The following is a 23,369-nucleotide window of genomic DNA, read 5'->3' on the forward strand; positions in this document are numbered from 1 at the left end:
TTATTGTGTAGGTTGAACCGTTTTTAAAAACTGTTTCAGTTGCGTGACGTCGATCTGACCCGGTGCCGAAGCTTCACCAATCATGCCAAAACTGAAGCTGCCGCCCATATTGGCCGTCGCAATACGGGAAATCGTCCCAAGTTTACCCATTGACATGGTAAGTAATGGCTTTTTAGATTGCTGACTGACTTTCAATGTCGCATTCATGAGGGTAAATACATCCTGTTTGCTTTGTGGCATGACTGCGATTTTAAGAATATCTGCCCCTAACTCATCTTGCTTAAGCAAGCGTTTAATGATTTCAGCCTCAGCGGGTGTTTTTTGAAAATCATGATTCGACATCACAATCAGCACTTTTTTCGCATGTGCTAATTTGACCGTATTCTTCACAATTTGCTGATCGCGGAACATTTCCACATCCAGCATATCCATAAATGGCTGCTGTAAATAAGCCTGATAGGTCTTGCCATAATCTGCATCACTAATGGTCAGTTGCCCGCCTTCATTATGAGTACGAATGGTAGCAATCATCGGCTTAGTACCGAGAATCTGTTTTAATTCATGCCCCAAGGCAATCACTTGCTTGCTATCACTGGCAAAGCTCAGTAAATCAATCCGGAATTCAGCAAGATCCGCATCAACATTGGCGGCAATCACTTTTGCCTGTGCAATCGCCTGCTCTTTGGTTTTGGCCGTAATTGGCACAATAGTTTTCACAGGCAGTTTTGCCAGTTCAGATAATTCAACCTGTTTGTGCAGATTGTCCTGTGCTTGTACGCTTTGAACCATCAATAGAGGGCTAACAAGCAGCATCAATGTTGCCAGTGTTTTCATTTTCATCTGTATCGTCCTTAATAATAGATTTGCTCATTCAGCGGGGTCTTAGCGAATTTTGATTAAATGATAGGATAGGCCATCGGCTGGACTTACTTTGGTTTCGCCCTGAGAAGAGCTTGAAGCTTCATAAGGGCAAAAGCATTGTCATCCCGTAAGGTTCACTTCCGATACCACATTCGTAGCATAGCTACTCGTCTTGCGCTCAGACAAAGCGTTGCTTTGTTTATCTTCGCTCAGATTGCAGATGACATTCCCGAGTAGCTAATTTCTACATACGCTTCTTGAATATATTTAAATATCAAAGAACACGGTTTCATCATCACCTTGGATACGAATATCAAAGCGATAAACCACTTCACCATCCACTTCACTGCGTTTGGCGATTAAAGTCTGACGACGTACTGCCCATTCAATGCTGTTTAGCACTGGATCATTGGCATTGGCATCCACTTCATCTTCAAAATAAACACGGGTGTGTAAGCCAATATTGATGCCGCGCGCAAACACTGCCACAGCAATATGCGGCGCCTGAATTGAACCTTTACGCCCAGCAACAGCGCCCGGTTTTACCGTATTAAAGCTCCAGAAACCTGTTTCAAAATTGGCACCTGTACGCCCCCATCCAAGAAAATGTGGATCGGCAGTTTTACCTTGAGTATCGGCCTGACTTGGATAAACACCATTTGCATCCGCCTGCCAGATTTCCAGTAATACATCTCTTAATGGCAAACCAAGACCATCAAACACCTGACCTTCGAGACGAATACGTTGTCCTTGAGTGTGGTCATTGACTAACTGGTTATCAAAGTTATGCTCAAATACTTCAATATTGGCTTGTTGCGGTAATAAACCGATATGAACATAAGGACCACCTGTTTGTGATGGGGTTTCCTTTAATTCCTGAAAATTCCATGCATTCATCGTATGTCTCCCTTAAGTCAAATCATTTTCAAAATAAGTCGCACGACGACCACGAAGATGAATATCAAAGCGGTAACAACGACTATCTGCTTCGATGAAGTTGTTTTTATCTTCCAGTGCGATCAAGGCACGACGCTGATCTTCCGAAGGAATAGTTTTCAAAATCGGGCAAGTATCAATCAAGGTGTCGCCTTCAAAATAGAACTGCGAAATCAGACGCTGTGCCCAACCATCTGCAAGTAGGGAGAAATGAATATGCGCTGGACGCCATTCATTAATACGGTTACGCCACGGATATGGGCCCGGTTTGATGGTACGGAAAATATAAAAGCCATTTTCATCAGTTAAAGTACGACCACAGCCACCAAAGTTAGGATCCATCGCACCAATGAATTTGTCATTCGGATGACGATAACGACCTGATGCATTGGCTTGCCATACTTCAAGCAAGGCATTTTTTACAGGGCGGCCAAACTGATCACGTACATAACCATGCACAATGATACGTTCACCAACAGGTAGACCTTCTTTGGCATAGTTCAAGATCAGATCATTATCTTTAGGGCCAAAGATATTCGGTGAAAAATGCGGTGAAGTGACTTCAGTCAACGTCTCATTAATAGAAATCAATGCATTCTTTGGCGAGCGTAATACACTGGTCTTATAACCGGGTGTATATGCTGGCGGATGATCATCAGTATTACGTTGTGGGTATGCACCTAATGTATGCTTTAACATGCCTGTCTCCTTAATCCTGTGGTTGTGCCGCAACGGGTTGCACGTCGATGCCAAGTTCTTTAAAGACTTCTTCTGCCATATGCATCGCCGCATTTGCTGCTGGCAAACCTGCATATAAAGAACTATGTAAAATCAGTTCTTTCAGTTCATCCTTAGTGACACCGTTGTTGAAGCAGGCACGTAAATGCATTCTGAGTTCGTCTTCACGGCCCAATGCCAATAAGATGGCAATCGTGACCAGACTACGGGTATGACGTGGCAAGCCTTCACGCGACCAGACTTCACCCCATGCAAAACGACTAATAAAATTCTGGAAATCCTGATTGAAATCATTAAGGTTCGCTAAAGAGCGGCCGACATGTTTTTCACCCAGTACTTCGGTACGGACTTTCAGTCCTTGCTGATAACGCTGTTCATCATTCATGAACGTTGCTCCTCATCTTGAAAATATGAGCCTTAGGTTGCATCGGTATGAGCAACTAGAGATTTAACAAAAATTGCGATGGCTGCTGCCGTAGCAGGAATCATCAACAAGCTGAGAATGGCGGTAAATGACCAGTCATTACCCAATAGCACTGCGCCAATCCATGCACCAAATACGGCACCAAAACGGCCAATACCTGTCATCCATGCCACACCTGTTGCACGACATTGCGTTGGATAGAAACGAGCACTTAATGCTGGCATTGAAGATTGTGCTCCGTTAATCGCAACGCCTGCACATAACACAAGAATCGCCAATAAAGTTGGATTGCTGAGGCTTTGCCCAACCGCAATTGCAAACAGACCAGCGAGAAAATAGAAACCTGAAATAATACGGTTTGGATTGAAACGATCCATTGCCCAGCCAATGAATAAGGCACTGAGTACCCCACCAAACTGGAACAAGCCACCGATGAACGCCGCGCGTTCCATGGTTGCGCCAGTCTCACGCATCAAGGTTGGTAACCAGCTGGTGAGCAGGTAAACCACCACTAAACCCATGAAATAAGTGGTCCACAATAAAACCGTACCTTTGGCATATTGTTTAGAGAACAGCATGCCAAACACATTTTTCTTTTCTGCCACAGCAGATTTTTCTTCCGGGATATGGAAGCTCTCCGCAGCCTGTGCTTTTTCAGGCGAAATATGGGTTAAGATGGTGCGAATCTTTGCTGAATCTCGACCTTTGACAATCAGAAAACGATAAGACTCAGGCAAGAACAAAATCACCAGAACCATTAAAATCAAAGGCGTCCAGCCACCCAATAAAAATAAGCTGTGCCATCCAAATGCTGGAATTAACCAGCTACTGATAAAACCACCTGTCGCCATACCGAGGTTATAACCACAGAACATGCAGGTCACCATCAATGAACGTACCCGTGTCGGGCAATATTCAGAGAATAAAGTCGCTGCATTCGGCATCGCCGCACCGAGACCGATCCCTGTTAAGAAACGTAATACGACCAATTGATTCAGGTTGTCAGCATAAGCCGATGCCAAGGTAAAACCACCAAAAATCAACATTGCAACGGTTAAAACAATCTTGCGCCCGAAACGGTCAGCTGTTGGACCCGAAACCAGCGCACCAATGATCATGCCACCCAATGCCGCACTCATTACTGGCCCAAGCTGGGAACGGTCAATGCCCCAGTCCTGAGTCAATGCAGGTGCAATAAATCCCATTGCAGCGGTATCAATACCGTCAACAAATACAATGAGAAAACAAACAATTGCGATCATCCACTGATATTTACTAATTGGCGCATTATCAATTAATGCTTGTGCATCTACGCTATTTTTCGATGCAGCAAATTCCTGTGCCATAACTGCCTCCTTGTAGGCGAATTCCTTTCTAACCCTTGCGGTTATATGTTTTGAATAAACTTGGACAATGCCTGTTTGAACACTTGTGGCTGTTCAATATTGGACAAATGAGAAGCTGCCAAGATTTCAAGCTGACTGTTTGCAATGTGTTGATGCATAAACTCTGCATCCTGCACCGTTGTAATCGGGTCGTATTGCCCTGCGATAATTAAAGTTGGAAGCTTAATCTGACCGAGTTGCTCCCGAACATCGGCATCGGCTAAGGCACGGCATGCATTGGCATAGCCTTGTGCAGGTGTCACAGCCAGACTCTGAATGGTTTTTTGCGCCAACACATCGTGTGCATAATCAAAATGTTCGCTAAACCAACGGGTATGTGTGGTTTTCACAAGTTCAGCCAAACCGTTTTGCTCTACGCTATCCGCACGGGTATTCCATGTCTCAGCGTTACCGATTTTTGCTGCCGAGTTTGCAACAGTAATGCTGTGAAAACGTTCAGCGTGATCAATTGCCAAAGCCAAAGCAGTGATTCCGCCCATCGAAATGCCACAAAAATGTACTTTTTCAACGGCTAAAGCATCAAGAATATCCACGACATCTTCAGCCAGATTTTGCAAGGTCGTATCAGCAATCACAGTGCTTGTACCATGTCCGCGTGTGTCATAGGTAATGACCTGATAGTGCTCAGCCAAAGCTGTCACTTGCGCCTGCCACATACCATGATCGGTTCCCAAAGAGTTAGAGAACATGATCACAGGTGCATCTTTGCGCCCTTGAACCTGAACAGCCAGCGGATGTCCCTGACGATTATTGATATGAGTGACCATGTGCTTACTCTCCTTGTGCTGCATGTAGTACTGCATCGATTTGTGCCTGAATATTGCCTAGGTAAGATGCAGGATTGAACAGATCATCTAATGCCCGATCATTGAAATGGATATTCACTTGCTCCATGTTGGATAACACGGTTTTTAAATGCTGATGCTGGGTAACCGCTTGCTGGCAAGCCTGCTCAACCAGATGGTGTGCATTCAACCGTCCAAGTTTTGGTGCAAGCGCCATCATCACAGCCTCCGCCATGATGAGGCCATTTGTACATTCAAGATTACGTTGCATCGCGTCTGCGTTGACCTGCATGTGCTCAAGCACTTCACTGCTTCGTTCTAAAGCACCTGCACATAGCTGGAAAATTTCTGGAATTGCAAGCCATTCCGCATGCCATGCACCTAAAGCACGTTCATGCTCTTGCACCATGCTTTGATAAACACTTGCCATTAAGGCTGGCACACGATTGGCTGCAGCAAGGATTGAAGCTGCTGCCACAGGATTACGCTTATGTGGCATGGTCGATGATCCACCACGCCCTTTTGCTGCTGGTTCAAAAACTTCTGCGATTTCGGTTTGCATCAGCAATGACCAGTCTTTCGCCATCTTGCCAACATTCCCAACAATCAAAGCAAGCGTACTGGCAATCTCAACCATACGGTCGCGCTCACCATGCCATGTGCATGCTGGAACTGTTAAATTAAGTTGCGCGGCAAAAGCCTGAACCACAGCCGAACCTTGGTCTTGTAAAGATGCCAATGAGCCTGCTGCGCCACCGAGTTGTGCAGTTAATACGCGTTCTTTCATTGCATGCAGACGATCAAGATCACGCTTAAAAGCACCTGCCCAACGAGCAAATTTATGACCTAAAGTAATCGGTAAAGCTTGCTGTAGCCAAGTACGCCCAATCATGACCTGATCACGATATTGTTGTGCTTGCTTTAAGCTCACCTGATAGGCCTGTTGCACTTGCTGTTCGATCAATGCCAAGGCATCACGACACTGCAAAATCGTTGCTGTATCAATAATATCCTGACTAGTCGCACCCCAATGCACATAGCGAGATGCATCTTCATTCTGCTGTTTCACCAAAGCGGTCAGTTGCTTTACAAATGGAATTGCAATATTGCCAGCCAAGCCCGTTGCTGTAGCCAAAGCATCCATATCGATTTGCGCTACAGCATTTTGACCAACCTGTTCAATGATCATTGCCGCTGAAGCAGGAATGACGTTGACCTGTGCCTGAGCTTTAGCTAAAGCAACTTCGGCCTGCACCATATATCCCAATAAAGCATGATCACTAAAAATTGCAGTGACATCAGGCTGATAAAATAAGCTGGCGTATAACTGGCTCATAGCAGACCTCACTCAACACGTTGAATAATCAATGCAATGCCTTGACCGACACCGATACACATCGAACACAAGGCATAATGTCCCTTGATCTGTTCAAGCTGGTTTAAAGCTGTGGTCACCAGACGCGCACCTGAAGCACCCAATGGATGACCTAGGGCAATTGCACCACCATTCGGATTGACGCGGGCATCATCATCTGCCAAACCTAAATCACGGGTCACCGCCAAAGCTTGTGCAGCAAAAGCTTCGTTTAGCTCAATCACATCCATCTGCGCTAAAGACAGATTGGCTTGTTTAAGTAGTTTCTTGATCGCAGGTGCAGGTGCAAAGCCCATAATGCGGGGTTCAACACCCACTGTGGTGGCTGCAATAATTTTGGCACGTGGTTTGAGTTGATATTTTTCCACCGCTTCATCCGAAGCAATTAATAAGGCAGCAGCACCATCATTAATTCCAGAAGCATTACCTGCGGTTACAGTACCTTCTGCTTTGACCACACCTTTAAGTTTGGTTAAAGCTTCTAAAGTTGTTGATGCACGTGGATGCTCATCAGTATCCACCACAATGGCATCACCTTTACGCTGTGGAATCGTCACAGGGATGATTTCACGAGCAAAGAAACCTTTGGCTTGGGCAGTTGCAGTACGTTGCTGGCTGTTTAAAGCAAACTGATCTTGATCAGCACGGTTGATATTGAATTGCTCTGCCACGTTTTCCGCAGTTTGCGGCATGGTGTCCACGCCATACATTTCTTTGAGCTTTGGATTGATAAAACGCCATCCCATGGTGGTGTCTTCAATCTTTTGGCTGCGACCAAATGCACTGTCAGATTTTCCCATCACATAAGGCGCACGGCTCATGCTTTCCACACCACCTGCAATAATCAGGTCGGCTTCGTTGGCTTTAATGGCACGGGCAGCCATCGCAATGGCATCCAGTGATGAACCACATAAACGGTTAACGGTGGTGGCTGGCACTTGATAAGGTAAGCCCGCTAATAATGCGGACATACGTCCGACATTACGGTTGTCTTCACCTGCCTGATTGGCACAACCATAGATCACATCATCCACTTGTTGCCAATCGACACTTGGGTTGCGTTGCATCAAGGCTTGAAGTGGGATGGCTCCTAGGTCATCTGCACGTACTGGTGCAAGACCACCTGCATAACGACCAAATGGGGTACGGATGGCATCAATGATATAAGCGTTTTTCATATTCTTACATTTCCATTTCTAAATCTGTTGTGATCACTGCCACAAATTACGGGTTTAGTCATTCTTCCTTTGCGTAGGCAATGCCTCGTTTCGCGGCGGCGGCATGGATGCCGCCCGTTGGGCTGTGGTATATGGATATACCATCAGCCCAACAAAGGATTTTTGTTACTTTTTATCCTTAAAAAGTAAGGCAATGCCTATACAAAAAGTCTCTGCTTTAACCCGTAATGACTGGCTGTGTAAACATTATCCTTGAGTCGCATCAATCAATTGAGCACCCGTCAACGCCTGTAACTCCTCAAAGCTCAGACCATCCACTTTCTCAATCACTTTTAAACCATCTTGAGTCACATCAATCACACACAGATCGGTATAAATCCGATCGACACATTTCAACCCTGTTGCTGGATATGAAAGCGCTTCAACAATCTTCGGTTCACCTTGCTTGGTGGTGTGATCAGTGGTGATAAATACTTTCTTGGCACCCACAGCCAGATCCATTGCTCCACCCACGGCAGGAATCGCATCCGCTGCTCCAGTATGCCAGTTGGCTAAATCACCATTGGCTGCCACCTGGAACGCACCGAGTACCGCAATATCCAAATGTCCGCCACGCATCATGGCAAAGGAATCCCCATGATGGAAAAAGCTGCCACCAGTGAGCATCGTTACGTATTCTTTACCTGCATTAATCAGCTCAGGATCTTCTTCACCTTGGGCTGGTGGTGGACCGAATGCCAGTAGGCCATTTTCCGAATGCAGGAATACATCTTTGTCTGCTGGAAGATAGTTTGAAATCTTGGTTGGAAGGCCGATGCCGAGATTGACATAAGCGCCATCTGGAATATCTTGTGCGACACGTTCAGCAATCTGGTCACGGCTTAATTTTTGATAGCTCATGTTTATGCTCCTGCGCCAGTCGTCGCATCAACTGCGACCACATGCTGTACAAAAATCCCAGGGGTAATAATGTGTTCAGGATCAAGCTGACCGAGTTCAGCCAGTTCAGAGACCTGTGCAATAGTGACATCCGCTGCCATCGCCATGATCGGGCCAAAGTTACGAGCAGATTTGTTATAAACCAGATTGCCCCAGCGATCGCCTTTGTGTGCCTTGATCAGTGCGAAGTCTGCTTTGATTGGGTATTCAAGCACGTAGTCTTTGCCATCGATATGACGGGTTTCCTTGCCTTCAGCCAGAAGCGTACCGAAACCTGTTGGGGTAAATACCGCACCTAAGCCCATTCCAGCAGCCTGAATACGACAGGCCAGATTGCCTTGCGGCACCAGTTCCAGCTCAATCTTGCCTGCACGATACAGTTCATCGAAGACCCATGAATCAGACTGCCGTGGGAAGGAACAAATGATTTTACGTACTGCACCTGTTTTCAGCAGTTTGGCCAAACCATAATCACCGTTACCAGCATTGTTATTGACGATGACCAGATCCTTGATCCCGAGTTCGATCAGTCCATCAATCAGTTCAGCGGGTTGTCCTGCGGTGCCGAAGCCACCAATCATGATGGTTGCTCCATCCTTGATCTGTGACAGTGCCTCGGTCAATGAGGCGGTACTCTTATCAATCATCTGACTACTTCCTGTACTGTGCATCACCCATTCATCCATCTAAAAACCGATAAAATGAAGTTGAGTGTTTTGTTCGGATTTCTTCTATTTATTCTTGATAAATTCTGCGCTGACTTCTACGCTTTAAAATGGTTTTTGTTCGATTATTATTTTTTATGTTCGATCATCGAACATTATCCAAGTAAATTAGTCGTGATTGGATTAGAATAATTCTTCGTCAAAGGATTTGAAATGGATAATCTAAACAATGGAAAATGATCAAGATAAAAGTCCGCGACTCATTCATCATAGTGAAAATAAAAAAACCATTCGCCATGAGGATTTTATTGCGGGGATTGCCAAAGGTCTGTCCATTCTGGAATGTTTTGGGCCTGAACGCCACCGCCTGAATATGAGTACGGCGGCTGAAAAAACAGGAATGACCCGTGCTGCGGCTCGACGTCACCTACTGACGCTAGAATACTTAGGCTATTTAGATTTTGATGGTCATTATTATTATTTATCTCCAAAAATTTTAAAATTCTCAGGAGCTTATCTCGATGGCTCCTCTCTCCCGAAAATCTGTCAACCTTTACTGAATCTCTTAACCAATCAGACTTCACTGATTTATTCAGTCATGGTGCTAGATAGCTACGAAGCAATTACCATTGCCCGTAGTGCCGCCCATCAACAAACTGATCGGGTCAATCCTTATGGCTTGCATTTGGGTAATCGTCTCCCCGCCCACGCCACTTCGGCTGGCAAGATTTTACTGGCACATTTAACGCCCGAACAACAAAAACGCTGGTTAGAAAAATATCCATTAAAACGTTTGACCAAATACACCCATACCGATAGTGAAGAGTTTCTGGATTTACTCCACGAAATCAAGGAACAAGATTGGTGTTATTCTTGTGAAGAACATGAGTTGGGCGTACATGCAGTTGCTGTACCCATTTATGATTCCAATGCCAGCGTAGTCGCGGCACTGAATATTGTGTCCCCGACCATGCGCACCACCAAAGACTATTTAATTACCCATATTCTGCCGTTATTACAGGAAACGGCGCGTGATTTACGACAAGTGATTTAATTCAAAATCTTAAGGCAAAAAAATGCCACATCTGGAATGTGGCGAAAGGTGTACTGTGTATACGGTTATTTCCGTCCTTTTAAATTAATTGCCCCAGCTTAAATGAATATTAATTTTAAACCTTTCACATCTACATTGATTTGAGTGGCTAAAAAACACGCTGAGGCAATCAGTCAGACAGCTTACAGATCAAGTACCAATTTCTTGCCTTTGGCACGTGACACGCAGATCATCATGGACTGCTGTGATGCTTTTTCATCATCACTCAGATACTGATCGAAATGCTCTGCCTCACCTTCCAGAATCATGGTTTCACAAGTCCCACACACACCTTCACGACATAAACATTCCACATCAATGTTGAGGAGTTCAATCGCCTGCAAGATCGTCTGGTTCCCTTGAACTTCCACTTCCTGATTCGATTTCGCCAGAACAACCGTAAATGCTTCACCTTCCTCTGGTACGGTAGATGCAAATTGCTCCCAGTGAATATATTCATCGCGGTAACGATGGTAATTACAACGATCAATCACTGCATCAATCATCGGTTTCGGACCACACACATAGACGTGCGTACCTTTAGGTTGAGACCCAATCAATTGATCGAGATCAAGATATTTTCCATCTGAATCAATATAGCTAACAATATGTTCACCATGCTTTTGCTTGAGTTCTTCTAACAATGCAGCATGTTCTGGCGAACGGTAGGCATAATGCAATTCAAAGTCTGCACCACGCGCTGCCAGCTCATCCATTTGCGGTACAAACGGCGTAATCCCGATACCACCTGCAATTAAAATATGTTTCTCACCTTCTTCCGCCAACGGAAATAAATTCTTTGGTTCAGAAATCAGAATTTCACAGCCTTCATTGCACTGATCATGCATATAAACGGAGCCGCCTTTACCTTCGACATCCTTACGTACACAGACTTGGTAAGTCGAAAGATCTTGAGCACAACTCATCAGTGAATAGGCATTGGACAGTTGATCATTCATTTTGACAATGATATGACTGCCACCATTAAACTGAGGAAAATTTTGTCCGTCCTGACGTTTAAATGTGAACCGTTTAATCAATGGGGTCAGTTGCTCTACACGAGTGACCACTGATGGGAACATTTCATAATGACTAGCCATGTCTAAATCCTCTTTACCGCATACTGCTCATCTAAGCATTTTCTAATTTTAACTGCATATTGCCTGTTGACCCTCGATGAAGAGAGTCCCAACAGGCATTGTTGCTATAATCCTAAACACATATATTTAATGGTCATGAACTCTTCTAAACCGTATTTAGAACCTTCACGCCCCACACCAGATTGTTTAACGCCACCAAATGGCACGACTTCATTGGAGATAGCGGTTGAATTCATCCCGACCATGCCATATTCCAGCTGTTCAGCAACACGCCAGATCCGTGAAATGTTTTCGCTATACACATAGGCAGCCAAACCAAAAATCGTATCATTGGCTTGTGCGACCACATCGGCTTCATCTGTAAAGCGAATTAAAGGCGCGACTGGGCCAAAGATTTCTTCCTGAACAATGTCCATATCTCGCGATACGTCGGTTAACACGGTCGGTTCAAAGAAGGTTTGTCCAAGTGCATGTTGTTTGCCACCGCACGCCACTTGGGCACCTTTGCTACAGGCATCATCAATTAACTGTTGGGCTTTAAGCACAGCCTTTTCATTGATTAACGGGCCAATCTGTACATTCTGTTCCAAACCATTACCAATTTTGAATTTCTGTACTTCTTGTACAAACTTCTCGGTAAATGCCTGATAAATTTTGTCATGTACATAAATTCGATTGGCACAGACACAGGTTTGCCCTGCATTACGGAACTTGGCAAAGATTGCGCCTTGAACTGCTTTATCCAAATCAGCATCATCAAACACGATCAGTGGTGCATTGCCACCCAGTTCAAGTGCCAGTTTTTTGATGGTATCTGAACATTGCTGCATCAATAAACGACCGACAGGCGTAGAACCTGTAAAAGTCAGTTTTTTGACTTTTTCATGGCTGGTAAATACCGAACCAATTTCTTGCGATTTACCTGTAACCACATTAATAACACCTGCTGGAATGCCTGCCATTTCAGCCAGCTTGGCAATCGCAAGCGCACAATATGGAGTTTCATTGGCAGGTTTGATCACGATGGTACAACCCGCCGCCAAAGCAGGCGCCGCTTTACGGGTAATCATGGCAATCGGGAAATTCCACGGCGTAATCGCCGCAACCACGCCAACAGGTTCTTTGGTCACAATAAAACGCTGTTGGCTATTGGTGGTCGGAATCACATCGCCATAAACGCGTTTGCCTTCTTCCGCAAACCATTGAATAAATGAAGCCGCATATTTCACTTCACCCAATGCTTCAGCTAAAGGTTTCCCCTGCTCAATGGTCATGATCCGTGCCAGTTCATCAGCGTGACTCAAAACCAGTTGATGCCAAGCCAATAACAGATCTGCACGTTTTTGTGCCGTTAATCCTTTCCATGCTGCTAAAGCCTGATACGCCACTTCAACCGCTTCAGTAGCTTCCGCAGCACCCATATTCGGAATCAAGCCAATTTCTTCACCCGTGGCTGGATTGGTCACAGGAATAGTGGCACTAGATTGCGCATTAACCCACTGGCCATTAATCAATCCGTGTTGTTGAAATAATTGACTTCCTTGCAAACTTGACATGTCATCATCCTATCAATTGAAAGCAAGGTACGGCTTTTTCCACCGTACCCTTAATGAGCCTGATACAAAATTATTTGTGATACTGCGCAACAAGATTCTGGAAATAAGCAATACCATGCTCACTGATGCCTGAACGTTGCTTATCGGTCATGATACGGCCCTGACCGCGATAACCCCGTGATTTCAAGCCACGTTGTACACTTTCAACCAGTTCAAGGTCTTCTGGACGGAAGACATTGCGATACCATTCGATCAAATCTTTCTGATCTTGGGTCAACTCTTCATTGGTAAAGAAAATATCGTAGTGCTGCAAAGTGGTTTCCGCATCCATCGGGAATTCATAGATCACAGTCATGAAATTTGCACCGGGTGGCACGTTAAACATGGTGCACGGCCATGTCCAGAAACCGCTAAAAGTCGGGTCTTTGACTGATGGATCAAGCTTGAAGGACTTCTCTGAAGAACGTGCATAACCATATTGCAGCGTCCAATTTTGATGGGTGGTGTGCCAGTATTTATCCACCTGTACCGAGTCTGCAAAACCAGGATGCGCTGGACCACAGTGATAACATTCTAAATAGTTATCCACGATCACTTTCCAGTTTGCAGGCGTTTCCGTTACGAAACGCGCAGCCAGTTTCAAGTCTTTGATCACAGCACAAGCTTCATTGAGTTTCTGTGCAAATTCAGGCAATTGATCTTCAACACAAGTGGCATTTTCATCCATATTGATAAAGACAAAACCACCATATTCTTCAACTTTTAACGGCACCATGCTTGAGTTTTGCTTGTCGAAAGACTCAACATGATCACAGTTACGCGCCAATGCCAAACTACCATCCAGCTTAAATGTCCATGCATGATACGGACAGGTAATCACATTTTTCGCTTTGCCACTGCCACTTAACAACTCATGACCACGATGCGGGCAGACATTATAAAATGCACGTAATACGCTGTCTTTGCCACGAATCACGATAATATTTTCACCAATCACCTTACGGGTAATATAGTCATTGGCTTGGGCAACTTCACTGCCATGTGCCACGCAAATCCAGCTTTTCGCAAAAATTTCTTCTTTTTCACGCTCAAATACCTGAGATGAGGTATAGAACACTTTTGGAAATGTCCACGCCACATTTGGGTTTGAACAGAAATCTTCTGGTAATTTTTCAACTGCATTCATGGTTTTACTCCATTAAACTCTTTTGTCCTAACGACCGTTTTATCAAAATTGGCTGATGTTCAAATCACTTGAACATTTGCTTTAACGAACTCAGCATGTGCTGATATAAATCCTGCACCACAGGACAATCACGTACTAAACGTAAACTGCCATGCAGTAATCCTTTGCCGAGATAAAACTCGGCGGCAATATTGGCTTGTTTTAACTTGTCCACAAAAATACGTCCGTCGTCACTCAGTGGATCGTATTCTGCAACCGCAACAAAACTGCGCGGCATGTCAGAAAAATCCTGTGCATTCAGTGGCGCTAAACGTGTATCTTCCCAATCACTTTCATTCGGTGCATATTCCTTCAAGTAATAATGCATTTCCTCGAGCGTCAGTAACGGCGCATGTGCATGCTGCTGGCAAGACGCTGTATCAAAACTGCTGCTCAAACAAGGATAAATCAAGGCCAAACCACAGGCCTGATTACCTGTATGCTGTAGCTGAACCGCCAGTGCCGCAGCTAAATTACCGCCTGCACTGTCACCTGCTAACGCAATCTGTGCCGGGTTAATGTTCCAGTCTGCGCCATGCCCGCGTAGCCACTGATAAACCGTTTCACAATCTTCATAAGCGGCTGGAAAATGATGTTCTGGCACTAAACGATAATCGACACTCAGTACTGCAACATTCAGATCACGACATAAATATCGGGTGATAAATTCATGCGAATCCAGATTGCCCAGCATCCAGCCACCCCCATGGAGAAACAGAATACAAGGCCAACCCGCTTGAGGGGCCTCGCCCAGTGGTGAATACAACCGAACATTGACGGGATGAGTGGTATGCGCAACGGTTTTATCTTGAATATTGACCGCACCATCGCGTGGTAAGGTGTAATGCAGGCACATGGCATCGTAGGCTGCACGAATTGAATCAATATCATTATCCGCTGCTGAATAAATGCTGCTCCAATACACCAGACTTTGCATTTCTTCGCTTAACTCATAGCGCGTATTCGGTTGCTGTGTCATGACAATTCCTTTTGACTACTTTTATGTGCAACTGCTGTTGCCGCGATATCAATCTGCATTTGTTGATTTGAATCCGTATGCTCAAGCGCTTCCAAGTCATTAAAGCTATTCTGCTCGATCAAATGCGATGGCACCTTGGAATAATCCTCAATCAGCCACTTCACCAGCCCATAGGTCTGCACCAGAATAATCACAATAAACGGCAAGGCAGTCACAATGGTCGCAGTTTTCATGGTGTCTAACGGCGCCTTCGAGAAAATCATCGCAATTGGCACTAGAGTTAACATCACACACCAGAATAAACGCGCATTTGGAGACGGATCCTGCCCTTCACGCAAACCGCGAGTACAGGTTGCAGAGACGGCATAACCGACCGCATCCATATGTGCTGCAAGGAAAATCACCATAATGCCAAGGAACAACCACATCATCAGCTTGCCTGCTGGTAGTAAACCGAGCAGTTGACCGATCGCCACTTCACCGCCTTGCTGACTCAAGACTTGCGGGACATTGACCATACCGTGAATAAAGCTATAGACACTGTAGTTCTCAAATACACCGAAGATGAACCATAAACCAACGCTACCGCCGATGACCATGGCAAGAATCACTTCTTTAATAGTGCGTCCTTTGGATACACGAGTCACAAATAAGGCCACACCAGGTGCATAAGAAATCCACCATAACCAATAGAACACAGTCCATTCACGAGTGAATTTTCCATCGCCCATCGGGTCAGTAAACAGACTCATATCCACAAAGTTGGTCGCCATGAGGCCAAAGCTCATCAACGAATTATTCATAATGAATTGGGTTGGGCCAAAGCACAGCACATAGATCGCGAACAGCACCACCCCCAAACACACCATATGACTTAAGCGTTGCATCCCCTTATCCATACCCACATAAGAGCTCAGCGCAAATAAAATGGATACCGCTAAAATAATGATGACTTTGGTCATGAAGGTATTTGGAATACCAGTCAGTTGCGACAGAATGTTGGTAAAGGTCACAGCCGTCAGTACCAGTGAAATGGTCAAGGCACCAAACATACACAACAAGAACATCAGATCAACCACACGACCAACTGGACCCGTTGCTTTAAAACCTGTCACCGCTTCAATCACGGATGCCAAGCTCAAGCCTTTATTCTTTCTGACATGATAGCTGTAGCACAGTGAAATCGACGCCAAAGCATAGATCGACCATGCACTCAAACCCGAGTGAAAGAAGGAATAAGCCACGCTGTATTTCAGCGCTGCTGCCGATTCAGGTGCTAAATTTAAACCTGGCGTTTGGTAATAATAAGCCCAGTCCAAAAAGCCCCAGTACAAGGTGGAAGACCCAATCCCAGATAGAATGAACATGAAAATCCATGACATGGTACTGTATTGGGGCTTGCCTTCACCGAGCTTGATTTTGCCGTATTTACTAAAAGCCAAACCGAAGGTAAAAATAATTGATAAAAAAGCAAATAAAAGGACTGGCGTGGTAAATACCGACGTAGTCCACTGCATCCATTTTGCAGCCAGTTGTATCGATTCAGATGAGTAAATTGCTAGACCAGCCACCGATGTAAACACAACGGCAAGACTGGTGATCGCAAGCGTCTTATCTGTATAAGGTTTTGTAATTTGATTATCCATATCTATTCAATCCATCTCGGATAGTGACTATTCCCTAAGGGGTACTTACTCCATCGCGAATAAATCCATTTTTTGCTCAGTCACACAGGATGCTATTGCATCGCCCACTTCATAGGTTTTTGCAGTTCCACCGACATCTGGCGTTTTAGGGCCATGCACCAAAATATACTCAATCGCCTGCATGATTTCCTGTCCAGCCTGAATGACCTGTTCATCACCGTCTGCCAAGAAATCCAGCATCATCGCACCCGACCAAATTGCAGCAATCGGATTGGCAATTTGTTGTCCATAAATATCAGGCGCTGATCCATGTACAGGTTCAAACAAGGATGGAAACTTACGTTCGGGGTTTAAGTTTGCCGAAGCCGCCAAACCAATCGTGCCCGTACAGGCAGGTCCCAAATCCGATAAAATGTCACCAAATAAATTCGATGCCACCACCACATCAAAACGCTCAGGTTGCAATACAAACCGTGCCGCTAAAATATCGACATGCTGTTTATCTGCCTTGATTTGCGGATAACGTTTTGCCATTTCATCGACACGTTCGTCCCAGTACGGCATGCTCACCGCAATCCCGTTAGACTTGGTTGCAGCCGTGATTTTTTTCGCCTCACGCTGATCTGCAAATTCAAATGCATATTTCAAAATGCGATTGACACCATGACGGGTAAAAACTGCTTCTTGCAAGACAAACTCACGATCTGTGCCTTCAAAGGCTTTACCACCAATCGCAGAGTACTCACCTTCACTATTTTCACGAACCACATAAAAATCGATATCCCCCGGTTGCTTGCCAGCCAGTGGACATTTCACCCCCGGCATTAACCGTACTGGACGTAAGTTTACATACTGGTCAAAACGACGACGGAACTGGAGCAATGATCCCCACAGTGAAATATGATCAGGCACTTTTTCAGGCCAACCTACCGCACCAAAGAAAATTGCGTCATATTCCTGCAGCACTTCAAACCAGTTATCCGGCATCATTTTGCCGTGTTCTAGGTAGTAATCACAGCTGGCCCAATCAAAGCTATCCATTTGAAGTTGAATGCCATATTTGTCTGCCGCTGCCTTTACAACCTTGATGCCTTCTGGTAGAACTTCTAAGCCAATTCCATCGCCCGCAATCGTGGCAACTTTATACTTTTTTGCCATAACGCTCCCTTACACCTTTGGTTAATATCCTGAGCTGTAAACATGCTGTTTTCGGCAACAATGATCAATAAGAAAACTATCACCCCAATGGACACGGATCGTGAATAATCTACCTAACCTATCGGATTTAAAGGTTTTTTGTACAGTCGCCAAACGCAAGAGTTTTGTCGATTCAGCTGAGGAGCTGGGCGTTTCACCTGCATTTATCAGTAAACGCATCAATATTTTAGAAACCAACCTGAACTGCAAATTGTTCCATCGTAGTACCCGTCATGTCAGTTTGACCGAGGATGGCAAACTGATTCTGGATCGGGTCTCCAATATTCTGGATGAATTCGATGAAATCAGTGAGCTGGTCAATAACCCCTTAAGCACGCCAACGGGTCATCTCGACATTGTCAGCAGCTTTGGTTTTGGCCGAAAACATGTTGCGCCGATTCTGTCTAAACTGTTGACCATGTATCCAAAACTTGAGATCCAGTTCGACACTATCGACAACACCAAAGACCTGATTCAGCACAGCATTGATTTGGATATTCGAATTGGTAATGATATTGCCCCGAATATGATTGCCAAAAAACTGGTTTCAAATTTTCGGATTTTTTGTGCAGCACCAAGTTATTTGCTGAAACATGGGATGCCTGAAAATCTGGAAGATTTACGCAGCCACGATTGCCTGACCATTAGTGAACGTGATCAGTCCTCAGTCTTATGGAAATTGCGTCATACCTCGGAAGATATGTCCGTCCATGTCACACCGCGCTTCATTTCCAATAATGGCGAGATTATTCACCAGTTGGCCATTGAAGGACATGGCATTATCTTACGTTCGATCTGGGACGTGGCAGATGAATTGATTAGCGGTGAATTGCAGCACATTTTGCCTGAATACTGGCAAGATGCCGATGTCTGGGCGGTCTATCCTTCGCGTTTAAAAAGCTCGTCAAAATTACAGACCTGTATTCTGTTTATTCAAAATGAACTGATTAACCGTTTACAACATATCCAGAATCTGACGCGAGGAAAGCTGATTCAGCCAGTTGAGCCAATCAATCCAAATACTGAAAAAGTATTTCTATAATCGCGATAAGCTGCGTGCTTTCTTTTTTCAGCAATATCATGCACATTAGCGAGATCATGAATCAGCAGGCAGCCTATGAGCACGGCAATATTTGTCCTTATTTTAATTGCAGCAGCATGCCACGCCACTTGGAATGCCATTGTAAAAGCAGGGACAAATAAGTTTTTAACCACGGTACTGGTCACTGCCTCAGCAGCAATTTTAGCCGCGATCCTGTTACCCTTTTTTCCAATACCACACAGTGATAGCTGGCCTTATATTCTGGCTTCAACGGCAATACAAATTCTGTATTTTGGACTGGTTGCCAAAATCTATCGCGTCGCAGATATGGGCCTGACCTATCCACTAATGCGCGGCACTGCACCCCTCATTGTGGCAGTATTCGGTACATTTTTGCTGCATGAGCAACTGGAATTTAATACGTGGATTGGCATTATCACCATCTCCGTCGGTATCTTATCCATGATCTTGGCAGCCCCAAAAACTGGACGTAAAGGCATTGGTCTGGCCCTACTGAATGCAGTGCTGATTGCAGGTTATACGTTGCTGGATGGTCATGGGATTCGCCTGTCTGGCTCACCCATTGCTTATATCTTATGGAGCTTCGTACTTTCAGGTCTGATCTTTTTTATGTTTGCCTTGAGAATGCAATATCGCCAGATGGGTGCATATTTCCGCCTGAATTGGCATTTAGGCTTAATCGGTGGCATTGGTTCATTTTTTTCTTATGGATTAGCACTGTGGGCGATGACCTTTGCACCCGTTGCCGTTATCGCGGCATTACGTGAAACCTCAATTTTATTTGCCACACTAATCTCGATTTTTATTCTGAAAGAACGCATCAATGCAGTACGAATTATGTCCTCATGTCTCATTTTAATTGGCGCTTTGATCCTAAGAATCGCCTAAATAAAAAAGCCAGTCCATGACGAATAGACTGGCTTATTTTCGATATCGAATTTAGAAATAATAACCCAGCGATAAATAGAACAATTTATTCCATTGATTGCTGTCACCTTGAGCAAGGCCATCTGCACCACTGCCCGTCATCGGGTCATTGCGACTCCAGATATATTCGCCCTGTATGCCAATTTTTTTATAGTTAAAATACAGACCTGCGATTAAGCGATCCGAATCTTGATAGCCTGATTCATCTTTATAAAAACGGCTATAAGATACGTAAGGTTTAATATTTTCTAACTGATGGAATGGCTTGGCAAAGGTGTAATTAATTTCATTGGCCATATATTTGCCTTTATTGGCCACCTGATAGGGATAATCAAATGCCCCAATCGTCGAACTTTTCGGTAAAAGATCATCTGCATTTTTAACGTCCTGCTCGCCTGCCAAGAACAACCATTGCCATGCCTGATAATTGGTGGTGCTAAAGACACTCCAGGTACTACGATGTCCATCTCGATTGGTGCGATTATTTTCCAGTTCCGAATACCAGTAAGAGCCGCCAATTTCCGTCGAGAAATTCTGCGATTGATCGATATCAAATTTTCTAGATAAGCGCGTCACCCACATATTCTTTTCATCAATATCGGTGCCTTGAGTCAAATCATCAGCTCGAACAAAGTTACCACTATAACGACTGGAATCCTTGGATGTTCCTTTATAATTTCCACCATCTGTTGGATAAAAACCGAGAATGAAATTATATAAGTTGTCCTTAAACTGGTACTTCACTCCAAGGTTTTGAATATCTTCCAGTCCAACGGTATTGAGCAAAGTTTCATAATAGCTATTGCCCCACAGTCGTCCAAAGCCAAAATCAACCGATTGCAAACCGACTGTCACGCGTTGCTGATCTGAAAATTTATAGCCTGCCCAAGCATCTTTTAGAAATAAAGCATCACATAAGCGATCATACTGATAGCAACGCAAATCCATTGAGGCAATCCAATTTGGATTTTCATAACTCAATACCGCTTTGATATCCGCTAGTCGCCAGTCATCGTTCTTGGAACCTTCATTGGCCTCAACAACATAATCTTTATGAATATAACGGGTACGGATTGCACCTGTAAGTTTCAGTTCACCAGATTGTGTTTTCGGGTCACCGATACTTAAATCGGCTGCCAAGACAGGCATATTTGCCAAGACACCCATTGAACCTAAGAGAAGCAGTGCTTTTTTCATTGTTGTACGTCCTTGTTTAACCTTATATGAAAATGAAGAAATTCATGCTCACAAACAATGGTTAAACTATAAAGTCGGTCTTTACAGAGTGTGTTTAATGGAACAGGATTAAGCTCAGACAAGTATGGAATATCCTTTCTAGATAGATAAAGTCATTAATAATTGAATTAAAGCCAAAAGAGCATAACTGAGCTTATAACTATCGTAAAACCAAAAAAAACAGATAACTGAATATAAAACCATAACTTTTTATGCTGCTCTACTACGCTCTTAGCCGAGTTCAAATCTAAGCCATAGAATAGTTTTCTTTTTTTCAGAAATCTTTTTAAGCTCTTCTCAGAAAATAAGAAAATTGTATTAATAAAAATAACACCTAAAATCACTGCTTCAATATTAGCCACATCCATTGATTTACTTTTATACAAGCCACCATAAAATATACTTTTCAAAGCTTCATTTCGATTCACATATCTTGCTGCCAATTGGTGAAATATAGCCCACACCACAACCGACAATAATAAATAAATTACTAACAAGTCTTTAATTAACATAGAAATACTCATAAAAATACAATCCCGTTATGTTAAAAATAAAAGACCATAAAGTCTAAAATAGTATTAATTGTAAAAATAATTAAATCACACCTATTAATTATTGTTAAAACAAGGAACTAACATTAAAATAAGCTCATTTAAATTTCAATAACAGCTTAGATTTAAATGAAAAATATTTTAGTTCTCACATCACTTATCTTCTTGATCTCATGTGGCAATCCCCAACAAAATTCCACCTCAAACACAAACAATTCAGATGTAGAAAACGTGTATATCTATGATCAAGAAACCAATAAAAAGCTTAAACAAGCAGAAGATTTCATCAACAATGATCAATATAATAAAGCATTTCCGATTCTATTAGAGCTTGCTAAACAAGGGAATCCAGTTGCTCAGAATGATGTTGGTGCAAGTTACCAATATGGATTTAATGGTGAAACTAATGATGAAAAAGCTATTCATTGGTATACATTAGCAGCCAAACAAAACCATGCCCCATCAATACATAACTTAGGCTTAATAGCGTTTAATAAAGCAAAAAATGAAGATGACTATCAAAAAGCATTAACCCTTTTTGAAAAGGCAGCTCAACTGGGGTCCTATGAAGCAGTTAATTATATTGGTATATATCATATAAATGGTATTATTTTTCCTCAAGACTCAACCAAAGCACTTGGAAAATTTAAAATAGCAGCTGAGCACGGCAACGCCTCAGGTCAATTTAATCTTGGACAAGCCTATTACTACGGTAAAGGCGTAAAACAAAACTATAAAAAAGCATTTGAATGGTATACACAATCTTCTGAACAAAACTATGAGGCTGCGTCAATTCAGTTAGCAAATTTATATGCAAACGGTAAAGGTACATCGAAGGATATAGAAAAAGCTATCAACTTACTCAAACCAATAGCAGAGGATGGTAATGCTACTGCACAATACAATCTTGCTATAGCCTATAGAGAGCAAAAAAATGAAAAGGAATTTTTACTCTGGAAAAGTAAGTATGAGCGTAATCCCAACAAAACTGAATAAAAATTAACATAAGAATATTTTACTCATTTTTAGGCCCTAAGTATATTTTCTCTTCAACGACTAGTTCATACTCTATAAAAATTTCTAAGCCATTATCTGTTTCATTTTTTTGGTAAAACTAGGTTTGGCTATTCCTTTACAACCTAAAACTCCTCCATAAATAACTTTTCCCTCTTGATAAATTTCATAAGTAGTTTGAGAACTATTTAAACTATCTTCATAATATTTTATCCATAACATCTGAATAACTTGATTACTATTTTCTGCAATCAACTTTAATTCCTCATATGCATTTCCTACCTTAGCAATATCACTATTTATATGATCATTATGATTACTCTTATTAGTATTTACACTACCACACCCCAAAATCAAGAATAATAAAAACAATAAAACAGAAAATTTATTTTTCATAACTATTTATACATCTTCATCATTAGATATTTCATCATGCACAAGAATATTAATAATCTCATCCGTTGGTTAACTATCA

The 23,369-nt window shown here is 43.3% G+C and carries 23 protein-coding genes; 4 read left to right on the forward strand and 19 right to left on the reverse strand.

All coding sequences use genetic code 11. From position 1 onward, the window contains the following. The 10 genes from aroD to PJ15_RS04245 all read right to left on the reverse strand — a co-directional run bounded on the left by aroD (window position 1) and on the right by PJ15_RS04245 (window position 9,289). Entirely contained in the window at window positions 1–840 is an 840-nt protein-coding gene (aroD, locus tag PJ15_RS04200) for a type I 3-dehydroquinate dehydratase (protein WP_047428288.1), read from the reverse strand. A 288-nt stretch (window positions 841–1,128) separates the two neighbouring features. Continuing rightward, on the reverse strand, window positions 1,129–1,758 hold the full coding sequence (gene pcaG, locus PJ15_RS04205; RefSeq protein WP_005286859.1) for a protocatechuate 3,4-dioxygenase subunit alpha: 630 nt from the start codon (window positions 1,756–1,758) through the stop codon (window positions 1,129–1,131). A 12-nt stretch (window positions 1,759–1,770) separates the two neighbouring features. Beyond that, on the reverse strand, window positions 1,771–2,496 hold the full coding sequence (gene pcaH / locus PJ15_RS04210) for a protocatechuate 3,4-dioxygenase subunit beta (RefSeq protein WP_004772812.1): 726 nt from the start codon (window positions 2,494–2,496) through the stop codon (window positions 1,771–1,773). A 10-nt stretch (window positions 2,497–2,506) separates the two neighbouring features. Then, the gene (pcaC, locus tag PJ15_RS04215) at window positions 2,507–2,920 is read right to left on the reverse strand and encodes a 4-carboxymuconolactone decarboxylase (protein ID WP_004772813.1); all 414 of its coding nucleotides are present in this window, start codon (window positions 2,918–2,920) and stop codon (window positions 2,507–2,509) included. 32 nt (window positions 2,921–2,952) lie between these two features. Then, window positions 2,953–4,305, reverse strand: a complete 1,353-nt coding sequence (locus tag PJ15_RS04220) for an MFS transporter (RefSeq protein WP_004772814.1) — start codon at window positions 4,303–4,305, stop codon at window positions 2,953–2,955. 41 nt (window positions 4,306–4,346) lie between these two features. After that, the gene (pcaD, locus tag PJ15_RS04225) at window positions 4,347–5,132 is read right to left on the reverse strand and encodes a 3-oxoadipate enol-lactonase (RefSeq protein WP_004772815.1); all 786 of its coding nucleotides are present in this window, start codon (window positions 5,130–5,132) and stop codon (window positions 4,347–4,349) included. 4 nt (window positions 5,133–5,136) lie between these two features. After that, window positions 5,137–6,486 carry a 3-carboxy-cis,cis-muconate cycloisomerase gene (locus PJ15_RS04230; RefSeq protein ID WP_004772816.1) on the reverse strand — a complete coding sequence of 450 codons (1,350 nt, stop codon included), beginning with the start codon at window positions 6,484–6,486 and terminating at the stop codon, window positions 5,137–5,139. Window positions 6,487–6,494: 8 nt separating this feature from the next. Then, on the reverse strand, window positions 6,495–7,703 hold the full coding sequence (pcaF, locus tag PJ15_RS04235; protein ID WP_004772817.1) for a 3-oxoadipyl-CoA thiolase: 1,209 nt from the start codon (window positions 7,701–7,703) through the stop codon (window positions 6,495–6,497). A 246-nt stretch (window positions 7,704–7,949) separates the two neighbouring features. After that, window positions 7,950–8,603 carry a 3-oxoacid CoA-transferase subunit B gene (locus PJ15_RS04240; protein WP_047428294.1) on the reverse strand — a complete coding sequence of 218 codons (654 nt, stop codon included), beginning with the start codon at window positions 8,601–8,603 and terminating at the stop codon, window positions 7,950–7,952. A gap of 2 nt (window positions 8,604–8,605) precedes the next feature. Next, window positions 8,606–9,289, reverse strand: a complete 684-nt coding sequence (locus PJ15_RS04245; RefSeq protein WP_047428297.1) for a 3-oxoacid CoA-transferase subunit A — start codon at window positions 9,287–9,289, stop codon at window positions 8,606–8,608. Window positions 9,290–9,536: 247 nt separating this feature from the next. Here PJ15_RS04245 and pcaU point away from each other — a divergent pair, with 247 nt between their 5' ends. Next, window positions 9,537–10,361, forward strand: coding sequence for an IclR family transcriptional regulator PcaU (pcaU, locus tag PJ15_RS04250; RefSeq protein WP_004772824.1), 825 nt, complete (start codon window positions 9,537–9,539; stop codon window positions 10,359–10,361). Between the two features lie 182 nt (window positions 10,362–10,543). Here pcaU and cntB read toward each other — a convergent pair whose 3' ends face one another. The 6 genes from cntB to PJ15_RS04280 form a co-directional block, all read right to left on the reverse strand. Next, window positions 10,544–11,500, reverse strand: a complete 957-nt coding sequence (gene cntB, locus PJ15_RS04255; RefSeq protein ID WP_004772825.1) for a carnitine monooxygenase, reductase subunit CntB — start codon at window positions 11,498–11,500, stop codon at window positions 10,544–10,546. Between the two features lie 104 nt (window positions 11,501–11,604). Then, a complete protein-coding gene (locus tag PJ15_RS04260; RefSeq protein WP_047428300.1) occupies window positions 11,605–13,056 on the reverse strand; it encodes an NAD-dependent succinate-semialdehyde dehydrogenase in 1,452 nt (483 codons plus the stop codon). A gap of 70 nt (window positions 13,057–13,126) precedes the next feature. Then, entirely contained in the window at window positions 13,127–14,242 is a 1,116-nt protein-coding gene (gene cntA / locus PJ15_RS04265) for a carnitine monooxygenase subunit alpha (protein WP_004772828.1), read from the reverse strand. A gap of 64 nt (window positions 14,243–14,306) precedes the next feature. After that, window positions 14,307–15,260, reverse strand: coding sequence for an alpha/beta hydrolase (locus tag PJ15_RS04270; protein ID WP_047428301.1), 954 nt, complete (start codon window positions 15,258–15,260; stop codon window positions 14,307–14,309). Beyond that, window positions 15,257–16,912 carry a BCCT family transporter gene (locus PJ15_RS04275; protein WP_171067030.1) on the reverse strand — a complete coding sequence of 552 codons (1,656 nt, stop codon included), beginning with the start codon at window positions 16,910–16,912 and terminating at the stop codon, window positions 15,257–15,259. Before PJ15_RS04275 ends, PJ15_RS04270 begins: the two co-directional genes overlap by 4 nt. A gap of 39 nt (window positions 16,913–16,951) precedes the next feature. Further along, window positions 16,952–18,064: a tartrate dehydrogenase gene (locus PJ15_RS04280; RefSeq protein WP_047428303.1), complete on the reverse strand. Its 1,113-nt coding sequence runs from the start codon at window positions 18,062–18,064 to the stop codon at window positions 16,952–16,954. Window positions 18,065–18,164: 100 nt separating this feature from the next. Between PJ15_RS04280 and PJ15_RS04285 the strand changes: the two genes are divergently transcribed. Both PJ15_RS04285 and PJ15_RS04290 read left to right on the forward strand, forming a co-directional pair. Then, entirely contained in the window at window positions 18,165–19,145 is a 981-nt protein-coding gene (locus PJ15_RS04285) for a LysR family transcriptional regulator (protein ID WP_004772837.1), read from the forward strand. Between the two features lie 75 nt (window positions 19,146–19,220). Then, the gene (locus tag PJ15_RS04290) at window positions 19,221–20,054 is read left to right on the forward strand and encodes a DMT family transporter (protein WP_047428306.1); all 834 of its coding nucleotides are present in this window, start codon (window positions 19,221–19,223) and stop codon (window positions 20,052–20,054) included. Window positions 20,055–20,105: 51 nt separating this feature from the next. Here PJ15_RS04290 and PJ15_RS04295 read toward each other — a convergent pair whose 3' ends face one another. Continuing rightward, window positions 20,106–21,290: a porin gene (locus PJ15_RS04295; RefSeq protein ID WP_047428310.1), complete on the reverse strand. Its 1,185-nt coding sequence runs from the start codon at window positions 21,288–21,290 to the stop codon at window positions 20,106–20,108. Window positions 21,291–21,457: 167 nt separating this feature from the next. Next, a complete protein-coding gene (locus PJ15_RS04300) occupies window positions 21,458–21,841 on the reverse strand; it encodes a hypothetical protein (protein ID WP_047428312.1) in 384 nt (127 codons plus the stop codon). A 168-nt stretch (window positions 21,842–22,009) separates the two neighbouring features. On the opposite strand from PJ15_RS04300, the gene PJ15_RS04305 reads away from it, so the two are divergent. Further along, entirely contained in the window at window positions 22,010–22,876 is an 867-nt protein-coding gene (locus tag PJ15_RS04305; RefSeq protein WP_047428314.1) for a tetratricopeptide repeat protein, read from the forward strand. Window positions 22,877–22,960: 84 nt separating this feature from the next. On the opposite strand, the gene PJ15_RS04310 is transcribed toward PJ15_RS04305, so the two are convergent. Beyond that, window positions 22,961–23,290: a hypothetical protein gene (locus tag PJ15_RS04310; RefSeq protein WP_047428316.1), complete on the reverse strand. Its 330-nt coding sequence runs from the start codon at window positions 23,288–23,290 to the stop codon at window positions 22,961–22,963. Between the last annotated feature and the right edge of the window lie 79 nt (window positions 23,291–23,369).

The organism is Acinetobacter sp. neg1 (assembly GCF_000788125.1).
GTDB classification, from domain to species: Bacteria; Pseudomonadota; Gammaproteobacteria; order Pseudomonadales; family Moraxellaceae; genus Acinetobacter; species Acinetobacter vivianii.

Coding starts and splice junctions, on each gene's coding strand:
- pcaF (WP_004772817.1), bottom strand. CDS start 7,703: ATGAAAAACGCTTATATCATTGATGCCATCCGTACCCCATTTGGTCGT.
- PJ15_RS04240 (WP_047428294.1), bottom strand. CDS start 8,603: ATGAGCTATCAAAAATTAAGCCGTGACCAGATTGCTGAACGTGTCGCA.
- pcaU (WP_004772824.1), top strand. CDS start 9,537: ATGGAAAATGATCAAGATAAAAGTCCGCGACTCATTCATCATAGTGAA.
- cntA (WP_004772828.1), bottom strand. CDS start 14,242: ATGAATGCAGTTGAAAAATTACCAGAAGATTTCTGTTCAAACCCAAAT.
- pcaH (WP_004772812.1), bottom strand. CDS start 2,496: ATGTTAAAGCATACATTAGGTGCATACCCACAACGTAATACTGATGAT.
- aroD (WP_047428288.1), bottom strand. CDS start 840: ATGAAAATGAAAACACTGGCAACATTGATGCTGCTTGTTAGCCCTCTA.
- pcaD (WP_004772815.1), bottom strand. CDS start 5,132: ATGGTCACTCATATCAATAATCGTCAGGGACATCCGCTGGCTGTTCAG.
- PJ15_RS04220 (WP_004772814.1), bottom strand. CDS start 4,305: ATGGCACAGGAATTTGCTGCATCGAAAAATAGCGTAGATGCACAAGCA.
- PJ15_RS04305 (WP_047428314.1), top strand. CDS start 22,010: ATGAAAAATATTTTAGTTCTCACATCACTTATCTTCTTGATCTCATGT.
- cntB (WP_004772825.1), bottom strand. CDS start 11,500: ATGGCTAGTCATTATGAAATGTTCCCATCAGTGGTCACTCGTGTAGAG.
- pcaC (WP_004772813.1), bottom strand. CDS start 2,920: ATGAATGATGAACAGCGTTATCAGCAAGGACTGAAAGTCCGTACCGAA.
- PJ15_RS04290 (WP_047428306.1), top strand. CDS start 19,221: ATGAGCACGGCAATATTTGTCCTTATTTTAATTGCAGCAGCATGCCAC.
- PJ15_RS04300 (WP_047428312.1), bottom strand. CDS start 21,841: ATGTTAATTAAAGACTTGTTAGTAATTTATTTATTATTGTCGGTTGTG.
- PJ15_RS04270 (WP_047428301.1), bottom strand. CDS start 15,260: ATGACACAGCAACCGAATACGCGCTATGAGTTAAGCGAAGAAATGCAA.
- PJ15_RS04230 (WP_004772816.1), bottom strand. CDS start 6,486: ATGAGCCAGTTATACGCCAGCTTATTTTATCAGCCTGATGTCACTGCA.
- PJ15_RS04280 (WP_047428303.1), bottom strand. CDS start 18,064: ATGGCAAAAAAGTATAAAGTTGCCACGATTGCGGGCGATGGAATTGGC.
- PJ15_RS04260 (WP_047428300.1), bottom strand. CDS start 13,056: ATGTCAAGTTTGCAAGGAAGTCAATTATTTCAACAACACGGATTGATT.
- PJ15_RS04245 (WP_047428297.1), bottom strand. CDS start 9,289: ATGATTGATAAGAGTACCGCCTCATTGACCGAGGCACTGTCACAGATC.
- PJ15_RS04295 (WP_047428310.1), bottom strand. CDS start 21,290: ATGAAAAAAGCACTGCTTCTCTTAGGTTCAATGGGTGTCTTGGCAAAT.
- pcaG (WP_005286859.1), bottom strand. CDS start 1,758: ATGAATGCATGGAATTTTCAGGAATTAAAGGAAACCCCATCACAAACA.
- PJ15_RS04310 (WP_047428316.1), bottom strand. CDS start 23,290: ATGAAAAATAAATTTTCTGTTTTATTGTTTTTATTATTCTTGATTTTG.